The sequence below is a fragment of the Pseudoalteromonas sp. US3C1013 genome (assembly GCF_048401115.1).
Lineage (GTDB): Bacteria > Pseudomonadota > Gammaproteobacteria > Enterobacterales > Alteromonadaceae > Pseudoalteromonas > Pseudoalteromonas undina.
The window spans coordinates 1,461,359-1,484,959 of the sequence record NZ_CP183075.1 but is presented as its reverse complement, the minus strand read 5'-3'; the positions used below and the strand labels follow the sequence as shown (position 1 = coordinate 1,484,959).

At 41.0% G+C, this 23,601-nt stretch carries 31 protein-coding genes; 27 read left to right on the top strand and 4 right to left on the bottom strand.

Annotation, left to right across the window (positions count from 1 at the left end; genetic code table 11):
- Window positions 1-41 precede the first annotated feature (41 nt).
- From ACNSN2_RS06845 to ACNSN2_RS06725, 25 genes are all read left to right on the top strand, one after another.
- Window positions 42-1,514, top strand: a complete 1,473-nt coding sequence (locus ACNSN2_RS06845) for a Mu transposase C-terminal domain-containing protein (protein WP_418608865.1) — start codon at window positions 42-44, stop codon at window positions 1,512-1,514.
- Window positions 1,504-2,748 carry an AAA family ATPase gene (locus ACNSN2_RS06840; RefSeq protein ID WP_418608864.1) on the top strand — a complete coding sequence of 415 codons (1,245 nt, stop codon included), beginning with the start codon at window positions 1,504-1,506 and terminating at the stop codon, window positions 2,746-2,748. The genes ACNSN2_RS06845 and ACNSN2_RS06840 overlap by 11 nt, the downstream gene beginning before the upstream one ends.
- 36 nt (window positions 2,749-2,784) lie before the next feature.
- Window positions 2,785-3,144 (top strand): hypothetical protein, encoded by a 360-nt coding sequence (locus tag ACNSN2_RS06835; RefSeq protein WP_418608863.1) that lies wholly within the window; start codon window positions 2,785-2,787, stop codon window positions 3,142-3,144.
- 167 nt (window positions 3,145-3,311) lie between these two features.
- Complete coding sequence (locus ACNSN2_RS06830) at window positions 3,312-3,617, top strand: hypothetical protein (RefSeq protein ID WP_418608862.1); 306 nt, start codon at window positions 3,312-3,314, stop codon at window positions 3,615-3,617.
- Between the two features lie 11 nt (window positions 3,618-3,628).
- Window positions 3,629-4,024, top strand: a complete 396-nt coding sequence (locus ACNSN2_RS06825; protein ID WP_418608861.1) for a phage protein GemA/Gp16 family protein — start codon at window positions 3,629-3,631, stop codon at window positions 4,022-4,024.
- On the top strand, window positions 4,025-4,222 hold the full coding sequence (locus ACNSN2_RS06820; RefSeq protein WP_076921188.1) for a hypothetical protein: 198 nt from the start codon (window positions 4,025-4,027) through the stop codon (window positions 4,220-4,222).
- Window positions 4,219-4,626 (top strand): Mor transcription activator family protein, encoded by a 408-nt coding sequence (locus tag ACNSN2_RS06815; RefSeq protein ID WP_076921186.1) that lies wholly within the window; start codon window positions 4,219-4,221, stop codon window positions 4,624-4,626. The genes ACNSN2_RS06820 and ACNSN2_RS06815 overlap by 4 nt, the downstream gene beginning before the upstream one ends.
- A gap of 9 nt (window positions 4,627-4,635) precedes the next feature.
- On the top strand, window positions 4,636-4,941 hold the full coding sequence (locus ACNSN2_RS06810; RefSeq protein ID WP_409425415.1) for a hypothetical protein: 306 nt from the start codon (window positions 4,636-4,638) through the stop codon (window positions 4,939-4,941).
- Between the two features lie 2 nt (window positions 4,942-4,943).
- Window positions 4,944-5,135, top strand: coding sequence for a hypothetical protein (locus ACNSN2_RS06805; RefSeq protein WP_368484751.1), 192 nt, complete (start codon window positions 4,944-4,946; stop codon window positions 5,133-5,135).
- On the top strand, window positions 5,135-5,353 hold the full coding sequence (locus ACNSN2_RS06800; RefSeq protein WP_418608860.1) for a hypothetical protein: 219 nt from the start codon (window positions 5,135-5,137) through the stop codon (window positions 5,351-5,353). Before ACNSN2_RS06805 ends, ACNSN2_RS06800 begins: the two co-directional genes overlap by 1 nt.
- Before the next feature lie 159 nt (window positions 5,354-5,512).
- A complete protein-coding gene (locus ACNSN2_RS06795) occupies window positions 5,513-5,767 on the top strand; it encodes a hypothetical protein (RefSeq protein ID WP_418608859.1) in 255 nt (84 codons plus the stop codon).
- Window positions 5,757-6,200 (top strand): hypothetical protein, encoded by a 444-nt coding sequence (locus ACNSN2_RS06790; RefSeq protein ID WP_055012194.1) that lies wholly within the window; start codon window positions 5,757-5,759, stop codon window positions 6,198-6,200. Before ACNSN2_RS06795 ends, ACNSN2_RS06790 begins: the two co-directional genes overlap by 11 nt.
- A 9-nt stretch (window positions 6,201-6,209) precedes the next feature.
- Window positions 6,210-6,548: a hypothetical protein gene (locus ACNSN2_RS06785; protein ID WP_055012195.1), complete on the top strand. Its 339-nt coding sequence runs from the start codon at window positions 6,210-6,212 to the stop codon at window positions 6,546-6,548.
- Window positions 6,548-7,054, top strand: a complete 507-nt coding sequence (locus ACNSN2_RS06780; RefSeq protein ID WP_418608858.1) for a DUF1804 family protein — start codon at window positions 6,548-6,550, stop codon at window positions 7,052-7,054. Before ACNSN2_RS06785 ends, ACNSN2_RS06780 begins: the two co-directional genes overlap by 1 nt.
- Window positions 7,054-8,793 (top strand): hypothetical protein, encoded by a 1,740-nt coding sequence (locus tag ACNSN2_RS06775; RefSeq protein WP_411736839.1) that lies wholly within the window; start codon window positions 7,054-7,056, stop codon window positions 8,791-8,793. Before ACNSN2_RS06780 ends, ACNSN2_RS06775 begins: the two co-directional genes overlap by 1 nt.
- The gene (locus ACNSN2_RS06770; protein ID WP_418608857.1) at window positions 8,786-10,288 is read left to right on the top strand and encodes a phage portal protein family protein; all 1,503 of its coding nucleotides are present in this window, start codon (window positions 8,786-8,788) and stop codon (window positions 10,286-10,288) included. The genes ACNSN2_RS06775 and ACNSN2_RS06770 overlap by 8 nt, the downstream gene beginning before the upstream one ends.
- Window positions 10,281-10,895 carry a DUF3164 family protein gene (locus tag ACNSN2_RS06765; RefSeq protein ID WP_418608856.1) on the top strand — a complete coding sequence of 205 codons (615 nt, stop codon included), beginning with the start codon at window positions 10,281-10,283 and terminating at the stop codon, window positions 10,893-10,895. Before ACNSN2_RS06770 ends, ACNSN2_RS06765 begins: the two co-directional genes overlap by 8 nt.
- Before the next feature lie 10 nt (window positions 10,896-10,905).
- Complete coding sequence (locus ACNSN2_RS06760) at window positions 10,906-11,349, top strand: hypothetical protein (protein ID WP_418608855.1); 444 nt, start codon at window positions 10,906-10,908, stop codon at window positions 11,347-11,349.
- A gap of 2 nt (window positions 11,350-11,351) precedes the next feature.
- Window positions 11,352-11,894 (top strand): hypothetical protein, encoded by a 543-nt coding sequence (locus ACNSN2_RS06755; protein ID WP_418608854.1) that lies wholly within the window; start codon window positions 11,352-11,354, stop codon window positions 11,892-11,894.
- A 1-nt stretch (window position 11,895) separates the two neighbouring features.
- A complete protein-coding gene (locus ACNSN2_RS06750) occupies window positions 11,896-13,038 on the top strand; it encodes a phage minor head protein (protein ID WP_418608853.1) in 1,143 nt (380 codons plus the stop codon).
- 530 nt (window positions 13,039-13,568) lie between these two features.
- Window positions 13,569-13,952, top strand: a complete 384-nt coding sequence (locus tag ACNSN2_RS06745) for a response regulator (protein WP_418608852.1) — start codon at window positions 13,569-13,571, stop codon at window positions 13,950-13,952.
- 8 nt (window positions 13,953-13,960) lie between these two features.
- Complete coding sequence (locus tag ACNSN2_RS06740; RefSeq protein ID WP_418608851.1) at window positions 13,961-14,866, top strand: AAA family ATPase; 906 nt, start codon at window positions 13,961-13,963, stop codon at window positions 14,864-14,866.
- A gap of 4 nt (window positions 14,867-14,870) precedes the next feature.
- The gene (locus tag ACNSN2_RS06735) at window positions 14,871-15,857 is read left to right on the top strand and encodes a DUF58 domain-containing protein (protein WP_418608850.1); all 987 of its coding nucleotides are present in this window, start codon (window positions 14,871-14,873) and stop codon (window positions 15,855-15,857) included.
- Window positions 15,850-17,823 carry a transglutaminase TgpA family protein gene (locus ACNSN2_RS06730; RefSeq protein ID WP_418608849.1) on the top strand — a complete coding sequence of 658 codons (1,974 nt, stop codon included), beginning with the start codon at window positions 15,850-15,852 and terminating at the stop codon, window positions 17,821-17,823. The genes ACNSN2_RS06735 and ACNSN2_RS06730 overlap by 8 nt, the downstream gene beginning before the upstream one ends.
- Window positions 17,820-19,142: a Na+/H+ antiporter family protein gene (locus ACNSN2_RS06725; protein WP_418608848.1), complete on the top strand. Its 1,323-nt coding sequence runs from the start codon at window positions 17,820-17,822 to the stop codon at window positions 19,140-19,142. The genes ACNSN2_RS06730 and ACNSN2_RS06725 overlap by 4 nt, the downstream gene beginning before the upstream one ends.
- A 198-nt stretch (window positions 19,143-19,340) precedes the next feature.
- Here the strand turns inward: ACNSN2_RS06725 and ACNSN2_RS06720 are convergent, their stop codons facing one another.
- Genes ACNSN2_RS06720 through ACNSN2_RS06710 form a run of 3 tightly spaced genes read right to left on the bottom strand, consistent with a single transcriptional unit; the run spans window position 19,341 to window position 21,449 of the window.
- Window positions 19,341-19,775, bottom strand: coding sequence for an acyl-CoA thioesterase (locus tag ACNSN2_RS06720; protein WP_008114650.1), 435 nt, complete (start codon window positions 19,773-19,775; stop codon window positions 19,341-19,343).
- 5 nt (window positions 19,776-19,780) lie between these two features.
- Window positions 19,781-20,599: a M23 family metallopeptidase gene (locus tag ACNSN2_RS06715; RefSeq protein ID WP_418608847.1), complete on the bottom strand. Its 819-nt coding sequence runs from the start codon at window positions 20,597-20,599 to the stop codon at window positions 19,781-19,783.
- Window positions 20,592-21,449: a 6-carboxytetrahydropterin synthase gene (locus ACNSN2_RS06710; RefSeq protein WP_418608846.1), complete on the bottom strand. Its 858-nt coding sequence runs from the start codon at window positions 21,447-21,449 to the stop codon at window positions 20,592-20,594. Before ACNSN2_RS06710 ends, ACNSN2_RS06715 begins: the two co-directional genes overlap by 8 nt.
- A gap of 195 nt (window positions 21,450-21,644) precedes the next feature.
- Here ACNSN2_RS06710 and fabA point away from each other — a divergent pair, with 195 nt between their 5' ends.
- Entirely contained in the window at window positions 21,645-22,160 is a 516-nt protein-coding gene (gene fabA / locus ACNSN2_RS06705) for a bifunctional 3-hydroxydecanoyl-ACP dehydratase/trans-2-decenoyl-ACP isomerase (RefSeq protein ID WP_010389976.1), read from the top strand.
- Between the two features lie 63 nt (window positions 22,161-22,223).
- Here fabA and rmf read toward each other — a convergent pair whose 3' ends face one another.
- Window positions 22,224-22,394 (bottom strand): ribosome modulation factor, encoded by a 171-nt coding sequence (gene rmf / locus ACNSN2_RS06700; protein WP_008114656.1) that lies wholly within the window; start codon window positions 22,392-22,394, stop codon window positions 22,224-22,226.
- A 375-nt stretch (window positions 22,395-22,769) separates the two neighbouring features.
- Between rmf and ACNSN2_RS06695 the strand changes: the two genes are divergently transcribed.
- On the top strand, window positions 22,770-23,411 hold the full coding sequence (locus tag ACNSN2_RS06695; protein WP_418608845.1) for a TetR/AcrR family transcriptional regulator: 642 nt from the start codon (window positions 22,770-22,772) through the stop codon (window positions 23,409-23,411).
- Window positions 23,412-23,601 lie beyond the last annotated feature (190 nt).

Here is a 23,601-nt window from a genome sequence, read left to right as displayed (position 1 = left end):
CTTTTGAAGCGCTTGTAACCGCGTACCGCGCAAATACAGCAATGGCCACACTTGCAACCGCTATTGATGCACTGGGCAAGTTACCAGGGCGCGCAACCATTTATAACTGGTGCAATGCCTACAAAGACAACGGCATTAACAGCTTATTGCCAAACCATAAAGGCAAAGCGCAAACACAATATAGCTGGCTTGCCCGCTGCTTAGAGCTTTACCACAGCCCTAATAGCCCAAGCTTTGCACAAGTGAGCGACCAACTAAATAAAGAGGGTTACAAGGCCGAGCATCACCAAGTGCGCCGCTTTATTAATGCACTGCCGCACGAACTGGGGCCACAAAGCCCGTATCGTATGGGTGCAAAACTGTACCGTGAAAAACATAAAGACCATCTTTTACGTTCAACGGATAACTTAAAGCCAGGCGTTATGTATAACGGCGATGGCCACACGCTCGACGTATACCTAGCGCACCCTAAAACAGGTAAGCCTTACCGTGCTGAGTTAACCGCGTTTCAAGACGTAGCAAGCCGCACCATTGTGGGCTGGGAACTTGGCTATGCTGAAAGCACACTCGATACGCTAGCAGCAATAAGCCGCGCTATTAAAGTGCATAACAACGTGCCTGCCATGTTTTACCTAGATAACGGCTCAGGCTACAAAAATAAACTCATGAACGACGATACAACTGGCTTTTACGCCCAGTTTGAAATAGACGTTATTTTTGCCATACCAGGTAATGCACGGGTGAAATGGATAGAGCGGTTTTTCCTGCATATGGAAGACCGCGTGGGTAAACGCTTTAGCACCTATTGCGGGCGCGACCACGACGACCGCCATAAGCAACTGGTACTTAAAGAGGCTAAACAAGGCAAACGAAAACTGCCTACGGTAGACGAGTGGATAGCTGAGTTTAAAGCTTTTTTAAACGACTACCATAACAGTGAGCACCCTGAAGTTAAGGGCAAAACCCGCCAGCAAGTATGGGACGAAAACATAGAGCGCGTACCACCGGTAGAGGGCGACTTTGTGATGCTACCACGCGAAACCGTCAACATTCGTCGTGGCCGTTTTCGCTTGCACCAACGTGATTACAGCGCCGACTTTTTACACCAGTTTAATGGCCAAGAGCTTATTGCCGCCTACGACCTGCACGACGACAGCTACACCAAACTTTATAAGCTAAACGGTGAGTTTTTAATGTTCGCTAACTTAAAAACTAAATCGCACGCCGTGCCTACGTCACGTATTGAGCAAGCCGAAAGCAAACGCCGTACAGGCCGCTTAAAACGCATCGACACCAAGCGCCGTGAAATCGAGGCCCAAGAAACCCAAGACCGCATTATCGATGTTGAGTCTGTGACTAAGTTTGCAGCACCTATTAAGGGTATTGAGGCACAACAAGCACCCGTAAATATTTTTGATTTTGATGTAACGCCAGCACAGCCGCAGCACGAAATCGACCTAAACGAATTACTTGATCAACCCAATTTACGCAAGGAAACAACCTATGAGCTATAGCCAACCACACCCATACACGCCTGAGCAAACGCTGCGTGTTGAGCTAATAAACCAAGAGTTAAGCACCACAGGCATGACCGCCGAGGAGCTAAACTGTGGCTTTGCCCTGCAATCAGTTAAAGAAGTACTAGCAAATAAATGCACCATTAATCCTGAAAAAATCATTGTTGCTATGTGGCATAAGCTATTTGGTGAAGCCGCGATTACCGACATTGAAAAACGTAACGGCTTTAATAAGTCGTACAACAAAGCTGATCGCGAACTCGCAGCGCGTATTTGCTTGCGTTTGCAATCACCCGAAATACGCGACCAAAACATTACTAGCGCCAGTATTGCTGTGAGCATGGGTAAAAGCCCTGCATCAATAAGTCAACTCATTAACGGTAAATACAACGCCAAGCCTACTAAGCACTTGCATGATATTTGGGCGCTTATTTGCCCTGCGGAGGTAGAGCAAGTTAAAACAATTAACGAGCAGCCAGAACGCAAACAAATCAGTATTGTGTACGGTGATGTGCGCTTTATTCCTACCAGTACATCTAAGCTTATTGCTATGGCCTGCGACCAAGCTCGCCAACGTAAACGCTTTAGTGTATTTGCAGGCCAAGCAGGGCTGGGTAAAACCAAAGGTATTACGGAATATTGCCGCCAAAACAAAGAGGCCATTTTAATTGCTGGCAGTGAGCAAACAAGCAGCACCCAAGTGCTAGAGCAACTAACTTTAGCCCTGGGCTTATCGCGCTGCCCAAGCGCGTATAAAAACATGCAAAAAATTATTCAAGCGCTGCGCGATACCGACCGTTTAATAATTTTAGACGAAGCCGACAAGTGCAAACCAAACTCGCTCGACCCACTGCGCACCATAAGCGACCAAGCCATTGTAGGCGTAACCTTGGTTGGCAACATTCAACTAGTAGACAAACTGCAAACCCAAGAGCGCTACGAACTCATTGCAAGCCGCGTATGCTTTTGGCCTAAACCTATCGGCCAAATAACCGTTGAAGACATTCGCACCCTGTTTTTAGAGCTAACCGAGGGCACCGTAAAACTCGCTCAAGACGATGCTAAGTGGTGGCAATGGCTACACAAACGCGTTGAGGGTAACGCTCGTGAGCTAGTTGAAAACTTGCTACCGCACTTGCTTAACCACACCAACAAAAACCCAGACACCGCCGTAGACAAGCTGTTAGTTAATGGCATTTTTTCATCAGTACTTAATAAACCAGCGGTTTAAACGCCGTTTAAACATAATTTAAATAAGGATTTACTCATGGCATTTTCAATAAAATTAAACACATCACGTTACACCGCGCATTTAGCGTTTAGCTCGTTGGTTACAAACGCAACAATGTTAAGCCTACTTGCTAAAAAAGACCCTCAAGGTGAGCTCATAGATAAATGCGATGGCAACATTAAAGCGGCCTTTGCAACCCTTGCTGCCGACAAGTTATTTAGTATTCACCATGTGCATGAAATTAACTCTCATGCCCACACAGCAAGACGTTTTAATAATATCTATCGTGATTTTCCGCTGGTTTATACCAGCGACATGAAAGACTGGGGCATTAAAATTATTGGCATAGGCCAAGCGCCACACTTTGAAATTGAAGCCCTGGAGGAAAGCGCGTGAGCTCTATTACTTCTGCAAAAAAGGTGACTGAAAGTCATCGAAAGGCCACTCGTCTGTGTACTTGCGTTGTATGCGTTGGAACACCCGAGACAACTGCTCGATTTGTTCAGGAGCACTTAGCTCCACCTCCAATATATTTGAGTCAATTAAAGGAGTTAGAAGCGAAATTGACTCATTGTATATCTGCAATAGAGCCAAGCGACCAAGAAGACGGGCCTCATGACTACTCTCTTGAAATGTCTTTTGAGCAGGAAGGCTTAACTGCTCAACAAGCCGAGTATAATTTTTGGCTCGCCAAGCTTGAAAAGCTTGAAGCACGTGAAACTCTGCGCGTGGAAGGGTGGTTAAAATGGCACAAAGCTGAAATACGTCATCGTCAGAAAATGCGTTTATTAAGCTATCTCGTTGGGTTATGGCGTGATTTAGCTGTTTTTTGTGGTTTAGGTAAGTCTGCAAAACGAAACCTTAAGTGAGTGAGAACGTTATGAGTTTAATACAACAAATCAAAATTGCACAAAAGGCGGCGGGTATCGACCAAGATACCCACCAACTTAATGTGTCGTACATTTGCGATGGTCGTGCTAATACCTGCACAGGTTTAACCAAGCTTGAGCAACAGCAACTGCTTGCACGTTACCGTGCTATGAACCCAAATGCAGGTAAAACACAGTTACCCGCACAACTAAAAATGATTTACAGCCTGTGGGGCCAATTGAGCCGCGCAGGCGCTGTAAATATCGATTCAAAACAGGCCTGCGATGCGTTTTGTGAAAAGCACTTACAAGGTAAAAAGCTAAGCCAAAGCGCCCAGCAATGGCCGCATATTATTGAAGTACTTAAGCAATGGCTTGCACGCTATAAAGCAAAGCAGGGGGCGTAAATGGCTAATTACCAAGAGTACCAAAACTTTACTATTAACCCGCGTAAGGCCGCTTATACAGAGGAAAAACGCTACCGTAATGTAAAAGAAAAAGACAAGCAAAAATGCCGTGTTCGCCGTGATGTAGAAGCCTATCAAGAGCAACGCCGAATAGACCGCGAACATGGCTTAGATTATTTATTTGAGGAGCAATCATGAGCGAATCAAGCATAGATTTACGGGCATTACCCCACGGCCTACGTCGCATTGTTAAACACTTAGGGGTTGAACAAACCATTGCCGTACTTACCGAGCAACAAGGGCAAATGTTTTATATTCCTGAAAAGCCTACCGAGGATCACGAAGTAGTTAAGGTGTTTGGTAAAGCCCTGGTACAAGAGCTAATAAATGCCAATGTAGGCTCAAGCTACCAAATACCCATGTTGCACAAAGTGCTTATGCAAATTCGTAATCAACAAATTTGTGAGGCGCTAGACACCAAAGCCTGCAACATTCAGCAGCTGGTTAAGCGTTTTAAAATAACCCGCCAGCAAGTAAGCAGTATTTACAGTGCATACCAAGACGAACGGGCGCACGAAACACAATTAAATTTAAGTTTGTAGGGGAATAACATGGATACCAATACTGAAAATAAAGCGTGTAACTGTTTTAAAGATACATTAAACCGCGTCAAAGACCATTTAACAGAGCAAGGCAAAGTACCTGCAGACGCCATTAATATAGGTTTTAGGTGGCAAGGGCAATCAATGATTCTAACTGAAGGGGAGTACTCGCCAGTAAACCCTAAGGTTGAAGTTGAATTTCAAGCAGCCAAAAAAGGTGGTGGCCATGCACGCAATAAAACTAAAATCGACATTTCGATAATGGCCACACATTGCTGCTATTGCGGCCGTAAATATCAAAGAAACAATGCTTAGCAATGCAAAGCAATAACTTTGTACTGCTCACTGCGTTGCAACTTAGCGGCGGCGCTAAACCTAAGCAGTGGCAGTACGAATACGGTTTAAACCTGCTTAACCGGTATATCAACCAACGCAAGTTATTTGGCCTAAACACAACAGGCATGATGGACGAATACCGCGAAGCATTTAGAGAAATTAAGGGTAAATGATGAGTGGAGCAAGAGAAATAGCAGGCAAAGCAGTTGATAATATCGAAGAGCTGCTAAGTGATATGTTTGCTGGTGATTACGCAGACAATGAAGTGTCATTAGGGGTATTATTAAGTGGTAAAGAAGAAATACAAGTGCAGCTTAAAGTAACACGCTCACCTAGTGATTTTATCGATACTGATTACAGTGATTGGGACGCTAGTTTCAAAAAAATATAATTGTATTTAAACCATGTTTAAACCTTATTTAAATTAAATTGGCTTGCCCCCTTGTATTAGCAAGCCTTTTTAATTTAACCTAATAAGCTAGCTCTAAAACCCCCATCCGCAAACAACTTTACAGTGTTACCCAATCCCCTAAATTGATTTACTACCAGCATGACAAATACAGTGCATGCGCCATTTATTGAGTTATTAGCTCAACAAATTATTAAGGCCAGTTCTAAAGCCGAGCAGATTGCAATTTCTCGCCGTTGCCCGTTAAAAGACCTGCCCGCATTGCGTACCCGCGTTAAAGCGCTGCTAAACCCAGCGAATAAAAAGCCGGTGCGTAATACCCGCTTACCTGCCTGTTACGTCCTAGTAAAACAACGTTTAACCAACAAAATAAGGACTCAACAGCATGGCTCTTAAACAAAGAGTGGCCGTTCCTACTGCCCCTAGTTTTATATTTCAAGAGTTGGTACCTAAAGCCACGTTTGAACTATTTAACGATACCCCATTATTTTTAATTCATTTATTTGATGACCGCGCATTGCGCATGCTGCAAAAACTACGCGACACGTTTGGCCCATGCACCGTAAACAACTGGTATTTTGGCGGCGCAAATCAATACCGTGGCTACCGCCCACTTGATTGCACCATAGGTGCTAAACGCAGCCAACATAAGCTAGGCAAAGCATTCGACTGCAGCTTTAAAAACTACACTGCTCAACAAGTACGTGACTACGTATTAGCCCACCCGCAAGAATTTCCATATATCACCGCCATTGAAGGTCAAGTGAGCTGGTTTCATTTTGATGTGCGCACGCCTACCTGGACGGGCATTAAAGTATTTAACCCGTAAGGAACACCCATGAATCAAGAGCAAGAAAACTTACTTTTTCAGGCCATTGGTGAAATACAGGGCAGCCAAGCCGCTATTTTAAATGACCTAAAAGATATAAAAGCCGATATTCATCAAAGCATTGAAAAAAGCGAAGCGCGTCAAAAAGAAATAACCGATGGCTTAAAGCTTGATATAGAAAAAAGCGAAAAACGCCAAATTGCAGCCATTAATAAGCAAGATGACCGCTTAAGCAAGGTTGAAGAAAAACTAACAAACCAACGCGTTAAAGTAGCTGCCATGGGTGGCACTGCGGGTTTGGCTGTGTCGCTTATTGCCTATGCTGTAAAAAATGGGATGGCGGGCTAATGGCACACCCAGCTGAAAAGAAAAACGCCGTACGCCACAGCTATGTAAGCGAGCTGCTTGCGTTAAGTGTTGCCGCTATTAAGCACAGTGTGGCCGATGGCACCGCACGACGCTGGAAAATGGAAGCTAAAGACAATGGTGACGATTGGGACCTAGCCCGTGCAGCAAGCCGCCGTAGCGAAGGCACAGCAGGGGAGTTTACCACCGACTTTATTGAAGAGTTTACCATTCAAGTAAACGAAACCTTTGAGCTTTTAAAATCAGCCGAAGGCGCAGCACTGCCACTTGACCAACGCACCAAAATATTGAGCTCACTTACCGATATGATGAGCAAGGTAATGAAAGTGTCGGGCGGGAATAAAAAGCTTGAAAAGCGCACCATTGCCACCGAAGTACTTAAAATTTTGGCTAAGTTTGTGTCAACCAAATACCCTGACTTTGCGCCAGAATTTGTTGAAATACTTACCGCGTTTGGTCCTAAGCTCGATACGGAGTTAGACGACTAATGGCCGATATGAATTCACGCGAGTTTTTAGCTGAAATAGAACAAATAACCGGTTCACTACGCCGCGATATTGAAGCAAAAGAACGCAACATAGACCCAAGCCCCGCTGCAATAAAATCACGCCGAAAACGTGTACTTGGCGGCGATTTTGAGTTTTTTGTGTATACGTATTTTCCGCATCATATGTGGCTTGACGACGATCAAACAGCCTCTGAATTCCAAAGCTATTTTATGAACTGGTTTCCCGAAGCACTCAAGCTTAAAAATGGCTGGAAAAACTGGTTTGTAGCCCCGCGTGGTGAGGGCAAAAGTACTCTTGGGGTAAAAATTGCCCCTGTGTATGTAGCGGTGCTGGCGCTATTGCAAGATCCTGAGATTTGCCAAGACCTGGGCCTTGCCAAAATAACCCAATTTATTGATTTTGTAATTTTGTTTGGCGCTGAAACAAAAATGCCAACCAAAACACTCGAGGTAGTTAAAACTGAGTTGCTTAACAATAATAATCTTGCGTTAGACTTTCCCGAAGTGTGCCAAAAATCCCCTGTATGGAAGTTAGGCGAGTTTGTAACAGCGCAAGGCGTACGCTTTGAAAGCCGTGGTGCTGAGCAGTCAGTACGCGGTACGTTCCATGGTGCCAGCCGCCCTAAGCTACTGCTATCCGATGACATTATTACCGATGCCGAGGCTAAATCGCCCACAGAGCGTGATAACCGTTGGCGCTTTTTAGAAGCCGCCGTGCAATACCTTGGCCCACCCGATGGCACCGTTAAATTTTTAGGTGTAAATACCGTTTTAAATAACGATGACCCAATAAGCCGCGCCGAAGAAGCACCAGGGCATATTGTTCACCGCTTTAAAGCCATTAAACAAATGCCTGAACGCATGGATTTATGGGAAGAGTGCCGCGATTTAATGGTGCACGACGACAAACGCTTTGAAAAACGCGCTGCCGCAAAGGGTGAGGCTGTTTCAACTGAGCAAAAACCCTCGTTTAAATTTTGGTTAAAGCGTAAAAAGCAAATGCTTAAGGGTGCCCAAACCAGTTGGCCAAGTGTGCGTACACTCTACGATTTAATGTGTATGTGGGCGGCTAATAAACGTGAGTTTAACCGCGAAATGCAAGGCATTGCCAAAAGTGACGAAGAAGCCATATTTTACCAGTTTGATTTTTGGGTAGACCGCTTAAACGAATGGATACCTTATGGCGCATGTGACCCAAGTATGGGCAAAACAGAAAAAGCCGATCCCAGCGCTATATTAGTGGGTTTTTATTCCCAAGATTTACAAAAGCTACACGTTGAATACGAAAGCCGCAAAGTACGTGGTACTAGCCGTTTACTTAACGACTTAATTCGCGCTCAAAAAGAATATAACTGCCGCGTATGGGGCTTTGAAAATAACAATGCTTTTGATTTTATGCGTAGCCAATTTATTACTACAGGCTTAGAGCAAGGTATAGCACTGCCTTTACGTGGTGTTACTGCAACCATATCTGCAGAGGAACGTATAGGCTCACTTGAAACTTATGTAACCAATACGCCGGCACAAATTGCCTTTCATTCACGGTGTCGCTTACTGCTCGACGAGCTTGAAAACTGGCCAGAAAAGCAAACAACCCATCACTACGATTTAAGTTGTGCCCTGGCTATTTTATGGATGATAGCCAGCACAGGGGCAGGCGGCGTTCCTCGTGTAAATAGCCGTAAAGTGACAAAACAAATAAGGGGCTATCATGTTTAAAAGCAAGCCACGTATTACATCAAAAGCATACGCTGCGCTTAACCGTATGTTTGACCAAAACCGCTTAGACCCTAGCCTAACAGCGCTTATTACTGAGCTACCAAACCCAGATCCAATACTGCGCCGTGCGGGTAAAAACACCGCTATTTATGAAGAAATAGCCCGTGATGCTCACGTTATTGGAGAGTTGCGCTCACTGCGCAGTGGCTTATTTAGCTTTAATACTGAGCTTGTGCCAGGGGGTGACGACGCAGCCAGTTTAAAAAGTTATGAGTTAGCTAAAGCCTTTTTTGCCCGTAAACCATGCCCACATACCGAATGGGCCGATATGGACTGGCACAATTACAGCGCCATTTTAAACGGTTTTAGTGTTACCCACCTTGGCAAGTACATTAAAAACAATGGCCATTGGCAACCCGAATACGTAGAAACATGGCGTAACAGCCGCTTTGCGTTTAATAGTGATCACGAGCTATTAGTAAAAACCAGTGAAAACCCACAGGGCGAAATAGTCGATTCTCGTCGTTGGTCGTGTGTTCGCCATATGCCAAGTGCCGAAAACCCGTATGGTATTGCATTATTAAGTAGTTGTTTTTGGCCATGGACGTTTAAGCATGGCGGCTTTAAGTTTTTTGTACAGCTGTGCGAGCGCTTTGGTATTCCATTTCCTGTGGGTAAATACCCAATAGGCAGTAAAGATTCAGACATAAATAACTTACTTGATGGGCTAGCTAGGCTTGTTCAAGACGGCATAGCCGCCATACCCGATGACACCAGCATTGAAATCATCGAAAGCAAGCTATCTGGCGAGCCAGTGCCCGAGCGCTTGGTTAACTTTTGTAATGCTGAAATAAGCAAAGCTTTAACCAGTCAAACCTTAGCAACAGAGCAAAAAAATGGCGGCGCACGTGCTGCCAGCGAAACTCATGCAAAACGTGCAGGCGACAACCAACGCTCAGACAGGGCGCTTGTAGCGTCATACCGCAATCAGCTTTTAAATTCGCTTCATACAGTAAATTTTGATGGTGGCGAACCGCCAAAATTCATCTTTAAAGACAAACGCGAAATTAACACCGACACCGTAACCCGCGTGCGTGAAACAGCCCGTATTGTCCCAGTTGGTGAAGACTGGGCTTATCAAGAGCTCGGTGTACCAAAGCCAAAAGACGGTGAAGCAATACTTGGTGTGCCCGACGAAGGCCATGGCATTGCAACACCTGCTAAAACTGAGTTTGCCAAAAAGCCAACTGAAAGCGTAGAGCTTACCAACGAGTTAGATGTGTTTGATCACGCAACAGACGACACCATTAAACAGCTTTTTAATTTTGCTCAGGCATCAAAAGACCTGGACGAACTTAAACAAAAAATCACCTCACAATTCCCCGACATTTCAGACTCTACGCTGGTGCAAGTAGCCCAATCAGCAATGGAGTATGAGTTTATGGCAGGCATGAATGAGGCTAATTCTAAAACTGTGGAGATAGACAATGAATAATGTTCCTGACGGGTATTTAAAAGACGGCAAAGGCAATTTAGTCGCCGTTGCAAACATTAAACAAACCGATTTAATCAAAGACGAGTTTGTTAAAAAAGCCATTGATAAAGCGATTAAAATGCAAGAAGCACTGGCAGAGTTTAAACAAAGTTTAATGGCTGAGGCCGACGACTTTATAGAGCTATTAGCCCAAGAACATGGCGTTAACTTAGGCGGTAAAAAAGGCAATGTGATGTTACGTACCTTTGACAGCCAATTAAAAGTAACGCTACAAACGCAAGAACGCATTGAACTTGGCCCAGAACTTACTCTTGCTAAACAATTAATTGATCAATGCCTAGATGAATGGACCGAAGGCGGCAATCAAAACATTAAAGCTATTGTTAGTAAAACGTTCAATACCGATAAGCAAGGCTCACTTAACCCGCAACGTATTTTAGCACTGCGTAAACTCGAAATTACTGACGATTCAGGCAAATGGGCTAAAGCCATGAACATTATTGCGGAATCCGTTGGCGTGGTTGACTCAACCCGCTTCATCCGCTTTTACAAGCAAGATGATAACGGCATTGAGCAAGCAATTTCACTCGATATAGCAAAACTGTAGCGGGGCGCTTATGGCCATTACAAAAGAGCAGTGGACAGAGATAGAAAAGCACTTAGCTGGGCTTTTTAGCTCCGTTATTTTCAAATATGGTGAGTTTGAAATAACCGTGACACGCGGGCGCGTATCTGAGTCTAAAACAAGCTTAGTGGTTTACGTAGACGGTGTAATTAAAGGCGGCTGGTACTCTAAAGACAACGAGCGCCCTGCATGTATTCCTGATGTTTGGCGTAAACGAACCCGTGCAAAATATACGGCTAAATCAATTAAAAGTTTTGAAAAAATATGGGGTAAGCGCCGTGCAAAAAAAGAAATGCCAGAGCTTTATGAAGTAACTCAATACCACACATGCGATTTTACAACCGCTAAAAGCCTCGTCCGTCAGTATAAAAAGCTTGAAGGTTTAGAGCTTATTAAAATTGGCGGCAAATCTTACTATGACTATATAAAGGTATAACTATGGACCCAATTACAATAGCACTTTGCCTTGCAAAGCTTACTGGTTTGGATAAAAAAATAGGCAGTTGGATAGGGGGCGACAATGGATCAAAGGTCGCGTCTAAAGTTGTTGATATGGCACAAACACTCACTAATGGCGGTTCACCACAAGAGGCTATGAACCGTATTCAGCAATCGAGTGCATTACAACAAGAGCTCAGGCAAACCATATTAAACCGTGAAAAAGAGCTTGATGATTTAGCGTTTAAAAACACTCAAAGCGCCCGAAATATGCAGATACAGGCACTTAATCAAGATGATAAGTTTTCTAAACGCTTCATTTATTACTATGCGTGGTTTTGGTCTGTTGCAACGGTTATATACATAGGCTGTATAACGTTTTTAACCATTCCAGATACCGCAACACGCTTTGCAGACACCATTTTGGGCTTTATTTTAGGCACCGTTGTAGCGTCAATATTGAATTTCTTCTTTGGTAATAGCCGTGATAATTCACGTAGAAATGAAATTCAGGACATTCAACAGTCGCTAAAAGAGCAATAATATGGCTTTACCAGCTCCACAATATGGCGACCTTGTTAAGTTCAAGGAAGCCATTTCTCACTTTAAAGACAAAATTAAGCTAACCAGTGAATCATATAAAGATTTACAAGGCTTAATTCACGCCAAGGCATTTACCGTTGCAGGTGCAACACAAATCGAAATTATAAACGAGCTATATAAAGCAGTAGATAAAGCAATTAGTGACGGCGAAACTATATCGGACTTTAGAAAACGCTTTGACAAAATAGTGGGTGATCAAGGTTGGTCATACAATGGCAAGCGGGGCTGGCGTACTAAAGTTATCTATCAAAACAATAAAAACACTGCGCGTGCCGCTGGTCGTTGGCAACAACAAGAACGTATAAAACAGCGCAGACCTTATTTATTATACTTAACTGCTGGTGATAGCCGCGTAAGACCTGAACACGGTAAGTGGAATTATATTTTATTGCCTGTGGATCATCCTTTTTGGGATACACATTATCCACCGAATGGTTATAACTGCAGGTGTAAAGTGGTGTCACTTAATGCGCGCGATATAGCACGCATGGGTTTGTCTGTTACTAAGCCTGAAAAAGTAGATAAGTTTATGGAGTCATTTAATGTTGTTGATCCATCTACAGGTGAAGAGCTAAGTAAGTTACCAGGCATTGATTTAGGTTGGGATTATAATCCAGGGAAAGCATGGTTAGGTGCAGACATTGCAGCGGGTAAGTCAGTCATAAATCTATCAAAGGATTTACAACAACTGGCGGTACCACAATTTAACGAAGCGGTTTTAAAATCTAAGCAGTACTATATAAAGCAGGTAAACTTGCAAGCAGCAAAGTTGGCACTTAAAAAATCAGGAGCCGATGGCCAGCAATTTACGCTAGGGCACTTGCCTGTAAATTTACTAAACGAGTTATCACGTAAAAACGCACCTATATATAGTAGCACTGTTACAGTGAGCAACGCTCAAATTGAAAAGCTCTTAACGGGCCAATTAGCAATTGAACAAATACACGAACTAATGAACGCTGTTCAAAATCCAAATACGTTTGCTTATATAGGCAACCAAGTAAAAATATCGTACCAAGGTTTTATGATCACAATAGAGCTAGGACCGCAGTTCAATACAATAATAGCTGCCGAAAAACTTTAAATATCGGCAGCTCAAAATATTTAAACAGCGTTTAAAAGGCGTTTAAAGTGTATTTAAAGGAAAGTTAAACGATCAGAAATGATCTAATTCTAAACGTATAATGAGCAGGAATGATTGGGTAATGAGTCAGTTTGAACAAGTTTCGTCTAAAACCAAGCGTAATTCAAATTTAACTAATTTTCCGCTCAGGATTAGCTAACCCCAGTAATAATGGGCTTTTCCAAAAGACGAGGGCGAAAATCCTCATATCATCATTATTCTAGAAATGAACAACCCCTTACAGATAGTTAGTTTGATAAAGTACATTCTTACATTATTTAACATAATATAAATTATAGGTAGTGCTATTTAAGTGCATGTGTGGCGCTCTATTTTAATAACTTCAAGCTCACTAAGTCCAATACTAGACGGTATCGGACATTAAGTGCATTTAAACGACTATTACGGTAATTCATAGTTATCACCTTGAGGTTCCTTAATGCTTAGCTTAATATTAAATCACAAGCCGTAAAAAATGTTGAAGTATTCATATGGAATTTGTACGCCCACTCGAACCAATTTTAATTATTGATGATGTTAAACAAATCCGTGCTGACTTAAGCCAAGTGTTAGCTGGCTTAGGTTTTGATGACATTATTGAGTGTGATAATTTTAATTGTGCTAAACCCTTACTTAGCGAAAAATCACCCAACGTTATATTTTTAGATGTTGATTTACCTGATTCTGAAAGCATCGAAATTTTAGAGTCGATTAATAACGAGCACCCATATGCTCATGTGGTTATGTGCTCAGGCCATAATAGTTTTGAGACCGTACAAAATACTTGGGAACTTGGCGCAAAAGAATTTATAGCTAAACCTTTCAACGCGCAAAAAGTTGATGCCGTAATGAAACGTTTAGAACTGATAGATTAAAGGACATTATGCAGCACCTAGTTACCACTATTATTGATGACCTATCTACCGTTATATTTGGCAAGCAACAACAAATAAAATTAGCATTAACCTGTTTGTTTAGTGAAGGTCATTTACTAATTGAAGACTTACCAGGTATGGGTAAAACCACTTTATCGCATGCATTAGCTGCTGTTTTGGGTTTATCGTATCAGCGTATTCAATTTACTAGCGATTTATTACCCGCTGATATTATTGGTACCAATATTTTTAATAATAAAGAACACAGCTTTTCATTTCATAAAGGCCCAATTTTTAGCCAAGTAGTACTTGCTGATGAAATAAATCGTGCGGGCCCTAAAACCCAAAGTGCGTTATTAGAAGCCATGGAAGAACAACAAGTGACCGTAGATGGAGAAAAGTACCCGCTCCCTACTCCGTTTTTTGTTATTGCTACTCAAAACCCTTTATATCAAGCAGGAACTTATCCGCTGCCAGAATCGCAATTAGATCGTTTTTTAATGCGTATAAGCTTAGGCTTTCCACCTAAAAACGCTGAAAAAAGATTACTATTAAACAATCAAAAGCGCGATTACTCCCGATTACCACAGCGAATTAACCAGCAACAACTTAAACAAATACAAGAATCTATAGCTAATATTACGCTAAGCGCTGCGGTTATTGACTATATAATTGAATTAGTGACTTACACTCGTGAGGCTCAATCGTTAGCTGCTTCGCTTTCACCAAGAGCCAGTATGGCGCTGGCAAAATCTGCAAGGGCATGGGCCTATATTGAAGGTCGAGACTTTGTTCTACCTGAAGATGTACAAGCGGTATTTTCTAGTGTGTGCCAGCACCGATTAGGTTTGCATAGTGAGTCTGGCAACAACCAAATTGCAGACATTTTAAAAAATGTTTTAGTGCCCGTTTAAACCAATGGGTATTTTTAAAATAAAACGCCCTACTTTTATCCATGCTATAAAAAGTACAATTTTAACGACTTTATTAAAAAATAAGCACAAAAAAAATAGCATCACGTTAACGCATAATACTATTTATGTTTTGCCTTCCACACTGGGTGTATATTTTACGATAGTTGCGCTATTAAACTTTGTAATGGGAATTAATTATCAAAATAATTTAATACTGTTTATGGCGTATTTAATGTTTGTGATTATTATTTTTGCCTTGTTGTTAGGTTACAGCAACGCAAAAGGATTAACTGTCAGCTTTAAGAATACTATTGAGAGTTATGCGCCACAGCCACCTCAGTTAGTGTGGCAAATAAAATCAAACGACACATGTCAGTCAATCACCTTAAGTTATCCCAATAATTTAGAACAAGACTGCTATATAGAGAGTGTTAAAGCCGATACCATACAATGCCAGTTACCATTGCCTTATTTAAAGCGCGGACGCTATTTACTAAAGCCAATAAAAATTGCCAGTAATTATCCATTTGGTTTGGTGAGTGTATGGAGCTATATTCAACCAGATCATACCGTTTATGTTTACCCTTCAATTATTAAAACCCCAAATTACAAACAGTTAAGCCAAATAACTGCTAATGATGATGGTAATGAAAAGCACCAAGGCGATGATGAGTTTGAAAGTTTAATTACCCATTTACCAGAAATGGGGTTGCAGCGAGTTTCGTGGAAACACTACGCAAAAACTCAGCAATTATTAGTAAAACAATTTAGTGATTTTAAATCTGCCGATACACAATTTGACTTTAATTTAATGACAGGCGATACCGAGCAACGCTTAGGGCAATTGTGTTACCTAGTATGCCAAGCGTTTGAAAGCGACATTAATTACTCGATGAAATTGCCCAATAAATCCATAGAAAATGGATCAGGTAAGCTTCATCTGCAACGCTGCTTACAAGCCTTAAGTAATGTAGGCGCTGATTATGAATGAGATAAAAAATCAACGCGTTATAAATTTTTCTCTGTCATTTATTTACTTAGGTTTAGTGAGCTTTTTTATAGAACACTTGCCCCTACCCTTTATTATTATGCTTAGCGTGTTATGTGGTTGGAATATTTATTTAACTCTTAAACACAAACAAAAGCCCAATGCGTGGTTAGCAAACGGACTCGCTGTAGTAGCATTAATTATTATGCTAAGCAGTATTGGCTTTAAAGATACTGTGGTGCTGTTTGTTGCCATGCTTTTGCTGTCATGCGTTTTTAAATTACTACAGGCAAAAACAAAGCAGCATTATCAATTGATCATTACCCTCACATTCTTCTCACTTTCAGCAGTGTATTTGTTTAGCCAAACTATTTTTACCACTTTAATTATTAGTACACTGTATATTTTAAATTTTGCTGTACTTGGGTTACTTGAATCTAGTCATAGTTTAAAACTGTCATCAAAACAAAGTGCTAAAATAATATTTCTGGCTTTTCCTTTGGCAGTTGTACTCTTAATATTTTTACCAAAACTCCCTGCATTTTGGCAATTACCTGGGCCAAAAATGGCGCAAACAGGCCTATCTGAACAAGTAGACCCATTTGATATAGCTAAATTATCAAACTCCGATGAATTGGTTTTTAGAGCGAAGTTTGATAATAATTCAACCACGCCCCCTTATTACTGGCGCGCTATTGTACATGATGAATTTGACGGTAAAGCTTGGAAAACATCTTCGTTTTTAAAACAAGCAATGATGTTACCAAGCCAAAATAGCAGCAATGGAAACACCACTCAATACTCAATAATTGCTGAGCCAGCAATGGCTGATTGGTTATATGGGCTTGGCTATGCCAGTAGTAACAATGAAAATGTAGTTTCCAACTCAGTCGGCTTGCTGCGTAAAAAACAATATAAATCCAAAGTGTTACAATATTCTGTTAGTACTAAACCATTATCGACTAAGAAGCTTAATAGCGTAGAGCAGCGTTTTTATAAAACGCTTACTGTGAGTAATAACCAAAAAAGTTATCAACTGGCGCAACAGTTAAAAAACAGAAGTGCTAACGCTGATGAGCTTTTTAATAAACTGCTAGATTATTTTTCGCAAAATAGTTTCAGTTACACTCTTACGCCAACACCTATGCGCGGTGATGATACGCTTGATCAATTTATGTTTAATAATAAACGTGGCTTTTGTGGTCATTATGCCAGTGCAGCTGCCTTTATTTTTAGAAGTGCTGGCGTTCCAGCGCGGGTAGTAAGCGGATATTTAGGCGGAGAGCATAATCAAAACAATGACTATATTACCGTTCGTCAATACGATGCGCATGCTTGGGTTGAGGTATATACTAATGCAGGCTGGAGAATATTTGATGCAACAGCGGTTGTTGCGCCCGAACGATTAAATGGTTCTTTATCACAGAGTGCTGCATTAAATGATGAATTTAAAAATAATATTAATTTTGGTTTAGTTAGTTTAAGTAATTATGCTGCCATAAACTGGCTTCGCCTTGAATTAGAAAACCTCGATTATCAATGGTCTAGTTGGGTGCTGGGATTTGATAAAAATAAACAACAAGATTTATTAGCGTCCCTATTTGGTAACACTTATGTTTGGTTAGTACCTCTTGGAGTTATTATTGTTTTAATTTTAAGTTTTAGTGCTTATTTTATTTATATAAACCGCCCCAAGGCAACAACCAAGCAACCTCCGCTGGTAAAAGAGTATTATCAAATACTCAGTTGGGCTAATAAGCACACTATAAACTACCCTGAAAATGCTACGCCTATTCAAACATTACAACACATTAGTCAACAAGCCTCCTATGCAGAGCAACAAATAACCGCCTTTTGTCACTTATTTGAGCAAGTGCGCTATGCGAGACAACCATTTACCAAAGAACGTAAAAATCAGGCTAAAGATCTGATAAAATTAATTAAATCTATAAAACAGAGAAATCTATGAACGCAGTTATTATAGGCGTTATTTTAATGCTTGGACTCACTTTGGTCCGCGTAAATGTGATTGTTGCAATGACAATAAGTGCGCTTGTTGCCGGATTAACCGCAGGCATGGGCTTAAAAGAAAGTATTGATGCTTTTAATTCTGGCTTATCATCAGGCGCCGAGATTGCTTTAAGCTATGCGATGCTAGGTGCATTTGCCGTCGCTATCTCTAAGTCAGGTTTAACGCGTATTTTGGCCGCTAAGTTACTCGCTAAAGTAAATGCTCAAACAGGCTCTAGTGAAACCATATTAAGCTACTTTATTCTGTTTATTATTTTGATTTGTGCTATCTCTTCTCAAAACTTGGTGCCGGTGCATATCGCTTTTATTCCCATTTTGATCCCGCCGCTGCTTGTGGTGTTTAATAAACTGCGATTAGATAGACGTGCCATTGCTTGTATTTTAACCTTTGGTTTAGCCACCTCGTACATGGTGCTGCCGTATGGTTTTGGGGGTATTTATTTATACTCAATATTACATAAAAACCTAGTTGATAATGGCCTTGAGATTGTTAATACCAGTGTCCCTTTAGCTATGATCATTCCAGCTATTGGTATGTTTGTCGGCTTGCTGATTGCCCTATTTATTACTTATCGAAAACGCCGCGAATACACAAGCACAGCATTAACAGTTCAAAGCCAACAAGCTGATGTTGAAAACCCAAAAAAGGTAATGCTGGTTGGTTTATTTGCCGTGCTTGCTTCTCTGATCGCTCAAAATGCCAGTGGCTCAATGATATTAGGTGGCCTAGTCGGGGTGGTTATATTTAGTGTATTTGGTGTGGTTAAGTGGGAAGAAAACGGCGACGTGTTTAGCAAGGGTGTTGCCATGATGGCAATGATTGGTTTTATTATGATTTCTGCGCAAGGTTTTGCTGCTGTAATGAAAGAAACCGGACACGTTGCTAGCCTAGTCCATAGCAGCGCCGCCATTTTTGACGGTAATAAACCCATAGCAGCTGCAGTAATTTTATTAGTCGGCTTATTTATAACCATGGGCATTGGTAGCTCATTTTCGACTGTGCCTATAATTGCCACCTTATTTGTGCCTTTATGTTTAGAGCTAAACTTTTCTGTAATGGCAACCGCTGCACTTGTTGGTACGGCTGGCGCATTAGGTGATGCAGGCTCCCCTGCCTCTGACTCTACGCTAGGGCCAACATCAGGACTTAATGCTGACGGACAACACGACCACATTTGGGATTCGGTTGTGCCAACCTTTATTCACTTTAATATTCCGTTATTGGTGTTTGGCTGGATAGCCGCTATGGTTTTATAGTTATTTAAAGGCGTGCATTGCACGCCTTTTTATTAGTCTCATTTATTACTTTAATACGCCCTCCTTATTGAAAAACTAATACGTTTTATTATATTCAATTGCTAAGTTGGCCATTAGATGAATATAGTATGATGTGTTCTTTACGGTTAATAATATAAGCACCAATCATGGTGCTTATATTATTTTTACTGTTAGGTGTTATAACTCAAAACCATGCAGCATTTTGTCACACACGACAGGTGTTGGCCTGTGGTTATCATCAACAGCAACAAAGGTAAAGCTGCCGGTTATAGCCGAGTGCTTGTTATCTTTGTGCATAGTTTCTAGGAATATTTCAACATCCACTTTCAAACTGGTATTCCCCACATGCGATACCTTTGATATCAACTCAGCAAATGAACCAGCAGGAATAGCTTCTTTAAAATCGACTCTATCTGATGAAATAGTTACTAATGGTTTACGGCAAAAACGGGTGGCAGCTATAAAAGCAACTTCATCCATCCATGCTAATGCGTCACCACCAAATAGCGTATTATGATGGTTAGTACGCCCAGGAAATACAGCTTTAGTTACCGAAGTGGTCGAATCTTTTATACGTTGCGCAATAATGGCTTCGCGCTCTACTTGAGTCATAATCTCTACTTTTTGTTAGCTAATGTGTCTTGCATTAATAATGCAGGGTCAAGGCGTTCACCTTGCCAATTAAATCGCCAATCTAAATGCGGCCCAGTTACACGGCCCGTAGCACCTATTTCAGCTACCTTTGTACCTTGTTCAATCTTCTGCCCTACTTTTACATCAAGCTTACTTAAATGAATATAAGTAGAAGTAACCCCATGACCATGATCTAAAATCAAAGTACCACCAGAGTAGTATAAATCTGGTTCAGCAAATACTACCGTTCCGCTGATCGGCGCATACACAGGTGAACCTGTTTTGTTTGCTATATCTAAACCAAAGTGTGGCCTACGAGGTTCGCCATTAAAGTAACGTTGGCTACCATAAACACCTGAAATGCGTCCTTTTGCAGGCCTAAGTACTGGCTGTAAAAAGTATTCTAAATCAGAGTTAACAGCCCGTGCTTTTCGTACTGCGATCGCTTCACGGCTAATACGTTCACTTACCGCTTTTGGCGGCGATACGTATTTTTTAGCAACACCGGTAATTTTATCTATATCGTAATCGCGAAGAGTAATAACTAAATCTTGGCTGTGGCCTTTACCGGTTTTATCTACCCAGCTTAATGTATGTACAGTTTTTGCATCACGGCCAAAACCAAATACAAATAACCCATTATCAGCAAGTTTTAACGACTTACCATTGAGGCTTACCGACTTAGCGTTATCTAATTGCCCTGTTACTAGGCCGCCTTGAGTTAAATGCCCTTTTAGCTCAAGCGCTATAGCACTAAAGCTAGTTGATACAATTAACGCCGAAACTAATAAGGATTTAAGCATAACTAATCGACCCCTTTCCAACACCTTCATAGGCGGTAATTTTAACGTCTTTTTCTGGGTGCTCTAATTTCACTTGGCTGGCAATGTAGTCAGCAATACATTCTACCGTGGTATCAATTGGTAAAATGTCGCAACGTGATTCACTAATAGCCATTTCAAAGTAACCTTGCGCCGCAGTATACGCAAAACAAACATCATCACTTTTAGCTGAGATATGTTTTAATTCAGAGGCGTTTATTTGATCTTCACTAGTTGCTAAGTAAATATCACGCCATTTATCAGCCCACTGTTTTTGCAAACGAGGCATAGAAATACCGCCAAGGCTTATACCAATTTGTGAGCGATGACCATGAATAATACGCTGGCAATTACCATCATGCTTTTTAAGGCCATGACTATAGTGGTAATAAAAACTCTGATTGTGCTCAGGCTTTAACACCAATTCGATTTTTTCAATATTATCAGGAAGCTGTGGCAGTATGGTGGCAACCAAATACTCTGTCACTGATTCAACGGTAATTTCATCAGTATCTATTAAACAATATGCTTGATGTGGCGCGCTCATTGCTAAGTGCTTATTATCAGCAAATGTACAATCTAATGTTTTGTGATCAGCAAATTCGTTAATGCTGCCGTTTATGTTGTTAGGAACAGCTAAACGGTGATCTATACACTCATCAATAATGCCTTTAATTTGCTTTTTAACTAAGCCAAAGTCTAAAACCATAGACTCTTCGTTTAGTTTGCCATGTAAAGTCAAATCAACAATCCAACTTTCGCCAACTGCACCGCGTTTATTGCATAAGTAAGAAAAATCAATCACAGTGAGTGAGTTAACAAAAAGGGTCATAAATTTCCTTTAAACTGATTAAAAGTCAGCCCCAATTATAATGATTTCTGTTAGTAATTGCGCGGTTTAATCATACTAAAATCAGTTGCATTAACTGATTGCTTATAATTAAACCATTTTTTAACTGCTCCGAGTTGTTTAGCGTACAAGTGTACGCTAAAGTACGGGGCAATTTCTAAGCAAAGATAAAGTGTTATGGAACCTAAAAATAGCTATACAAAAGAAGATTTGATCCTTTGTGGTCAAGGTGAAATGTTTGGTGAAGGAAATTGTCGTTTGCCAAGTGACAACATGTTAATGATGGATCGTATCATTTCAATTACCGATGACGGTGGTGAACATGGTAAAGGTCAAATAGTTGCAGAGCTAGATATCGACCCTAGCCTTTGGTTTTTCGACTGTCATTTTAAAGGCGACCCAGTAATGCCTGGTTGTTTAGGCTTAGATGCTATGTGGCAACTTGTGGGCTTTTTCTTAGGTTGGTCTGGTGGTCCTGGTCTTGGTCGTGCACTCGGTGTAGGTGAAGTTAAATTTACCGGTCAAATATTACCAACAGCTAAAAAAGTAACCTACCGTCTAGACATGAAACGCGTTATTAAGCGTAAATTGTTTATGGGTATGGCTGATGGCACCGTAGAAGTAGATGGCCGCGTGATCTACGAAGCAAAAGATTTGAAGGTAGGCTTGTTCCAAGATACCAGCGCGTTTTAAGTTTAAAACACGCAACAAAAAGGCCTCCATTTGGAGGCCTTTTTGCTTTAATTCGTTATGAGTTTATGTTTTATACATATTGCGATTTTCTATTGCCTCGCGCCAACCACCAAGCCACTCAGACTTAGGATCAACTTGTTGATAAGGGCAGTGCTCTTTTGAGCGACCAGCTAAACCTGCTTTAAAACCTTGAGAATGAGCTCTTTCTAAACGATCTCTTTTCTGTCTCTTCATCGGTAAAATCCTCACCTTTATATTTATATTTTTGTAGCATAAAGTTCATCTACATTTAATAAATAGCCAACAAAAATGTTTAATTCAAACACAAAATACAATTAATTTGTTTGACTTTAACTAAGCTGCTGATGCAATGATAAATTAATTAAAAAATAAATTTATTGCTCACACCTAGTCAACTTTAACCTATATAACTTTATTAAAATGTTCCGACATATCGGCTCAAAAACACATAAGTGTCATATTTGTGACTGGCAATATAAGCTAAAGTTCCTCATTAATTTGTAATCGAAAAATGAACAGATTTCGTTGTTTTAAAAAGATTGCAAATAAACACTTGATTATTTAAAACCGATCGGTCTAATATAAGTTATGAATAAAATATCATCAGTTACAAATAGGCGTGGCCGCCCACCCAAAATAGCCAGAGACAACGCAGATACTAAAGCGTTGCTCCTTCGTGTGGGATTAGAAACCCTCACTGAGTTTGGTTTTAGTGCCACAGGGCTCGACACCATATTAAAAAAAGCCAAAGTCCCTAAGGGCTCGTTTTATCATTACTTTAAAAATAAAGAAGCATTTGGCTTAGCTTTGGTTGATGCGTATGACACGTTTTTTATAGCTAAACTTAAGTTTTATTTAGAGCAACCTGAAGTACCGCCCCTAGAACGAATTGTTAACTTTACCCAAAGTGCGATAGCTGGGATGCAAAAGTATGATTACAAACGCGGTTGTTTGGTAGGAAATTTAAATCAAGAGCTCAACCATTTAAGTGACGACTTTAACGCTCGTTTGATGCAAAGCTACAATGCCTGGCAGGCACAGTTAACACAGTGCTTAGACTTGGCTCAACAGCAACACACTATTAAAGCTGATATTGATACCACACAAATGAGTGAATTTTTTTGGATTGGTTGGGAAGGCGCAGTAATGCGAGCTAAACTAACACAATCAAGCAAGCCACTGACTTTATACACAGAAATGTTTTTACGCGCATTAATTAGGGTCTGTTGATCTTTCAAGGTTAAATTTGCAGCAGTCTGTTTGGTATTTAGGCAAGGCAGAGCCTATGTGGTGTGGTTATTCCCCATAAATAGGCGATAACGCAGCATTAATACCAAAGGGTTCTGCCTAGGGGCGATTTACTCTTTGTTGCTCGGTTTTTACTTAGCCCACTAGGTTACAAATCTCGCGCCGCAATTAA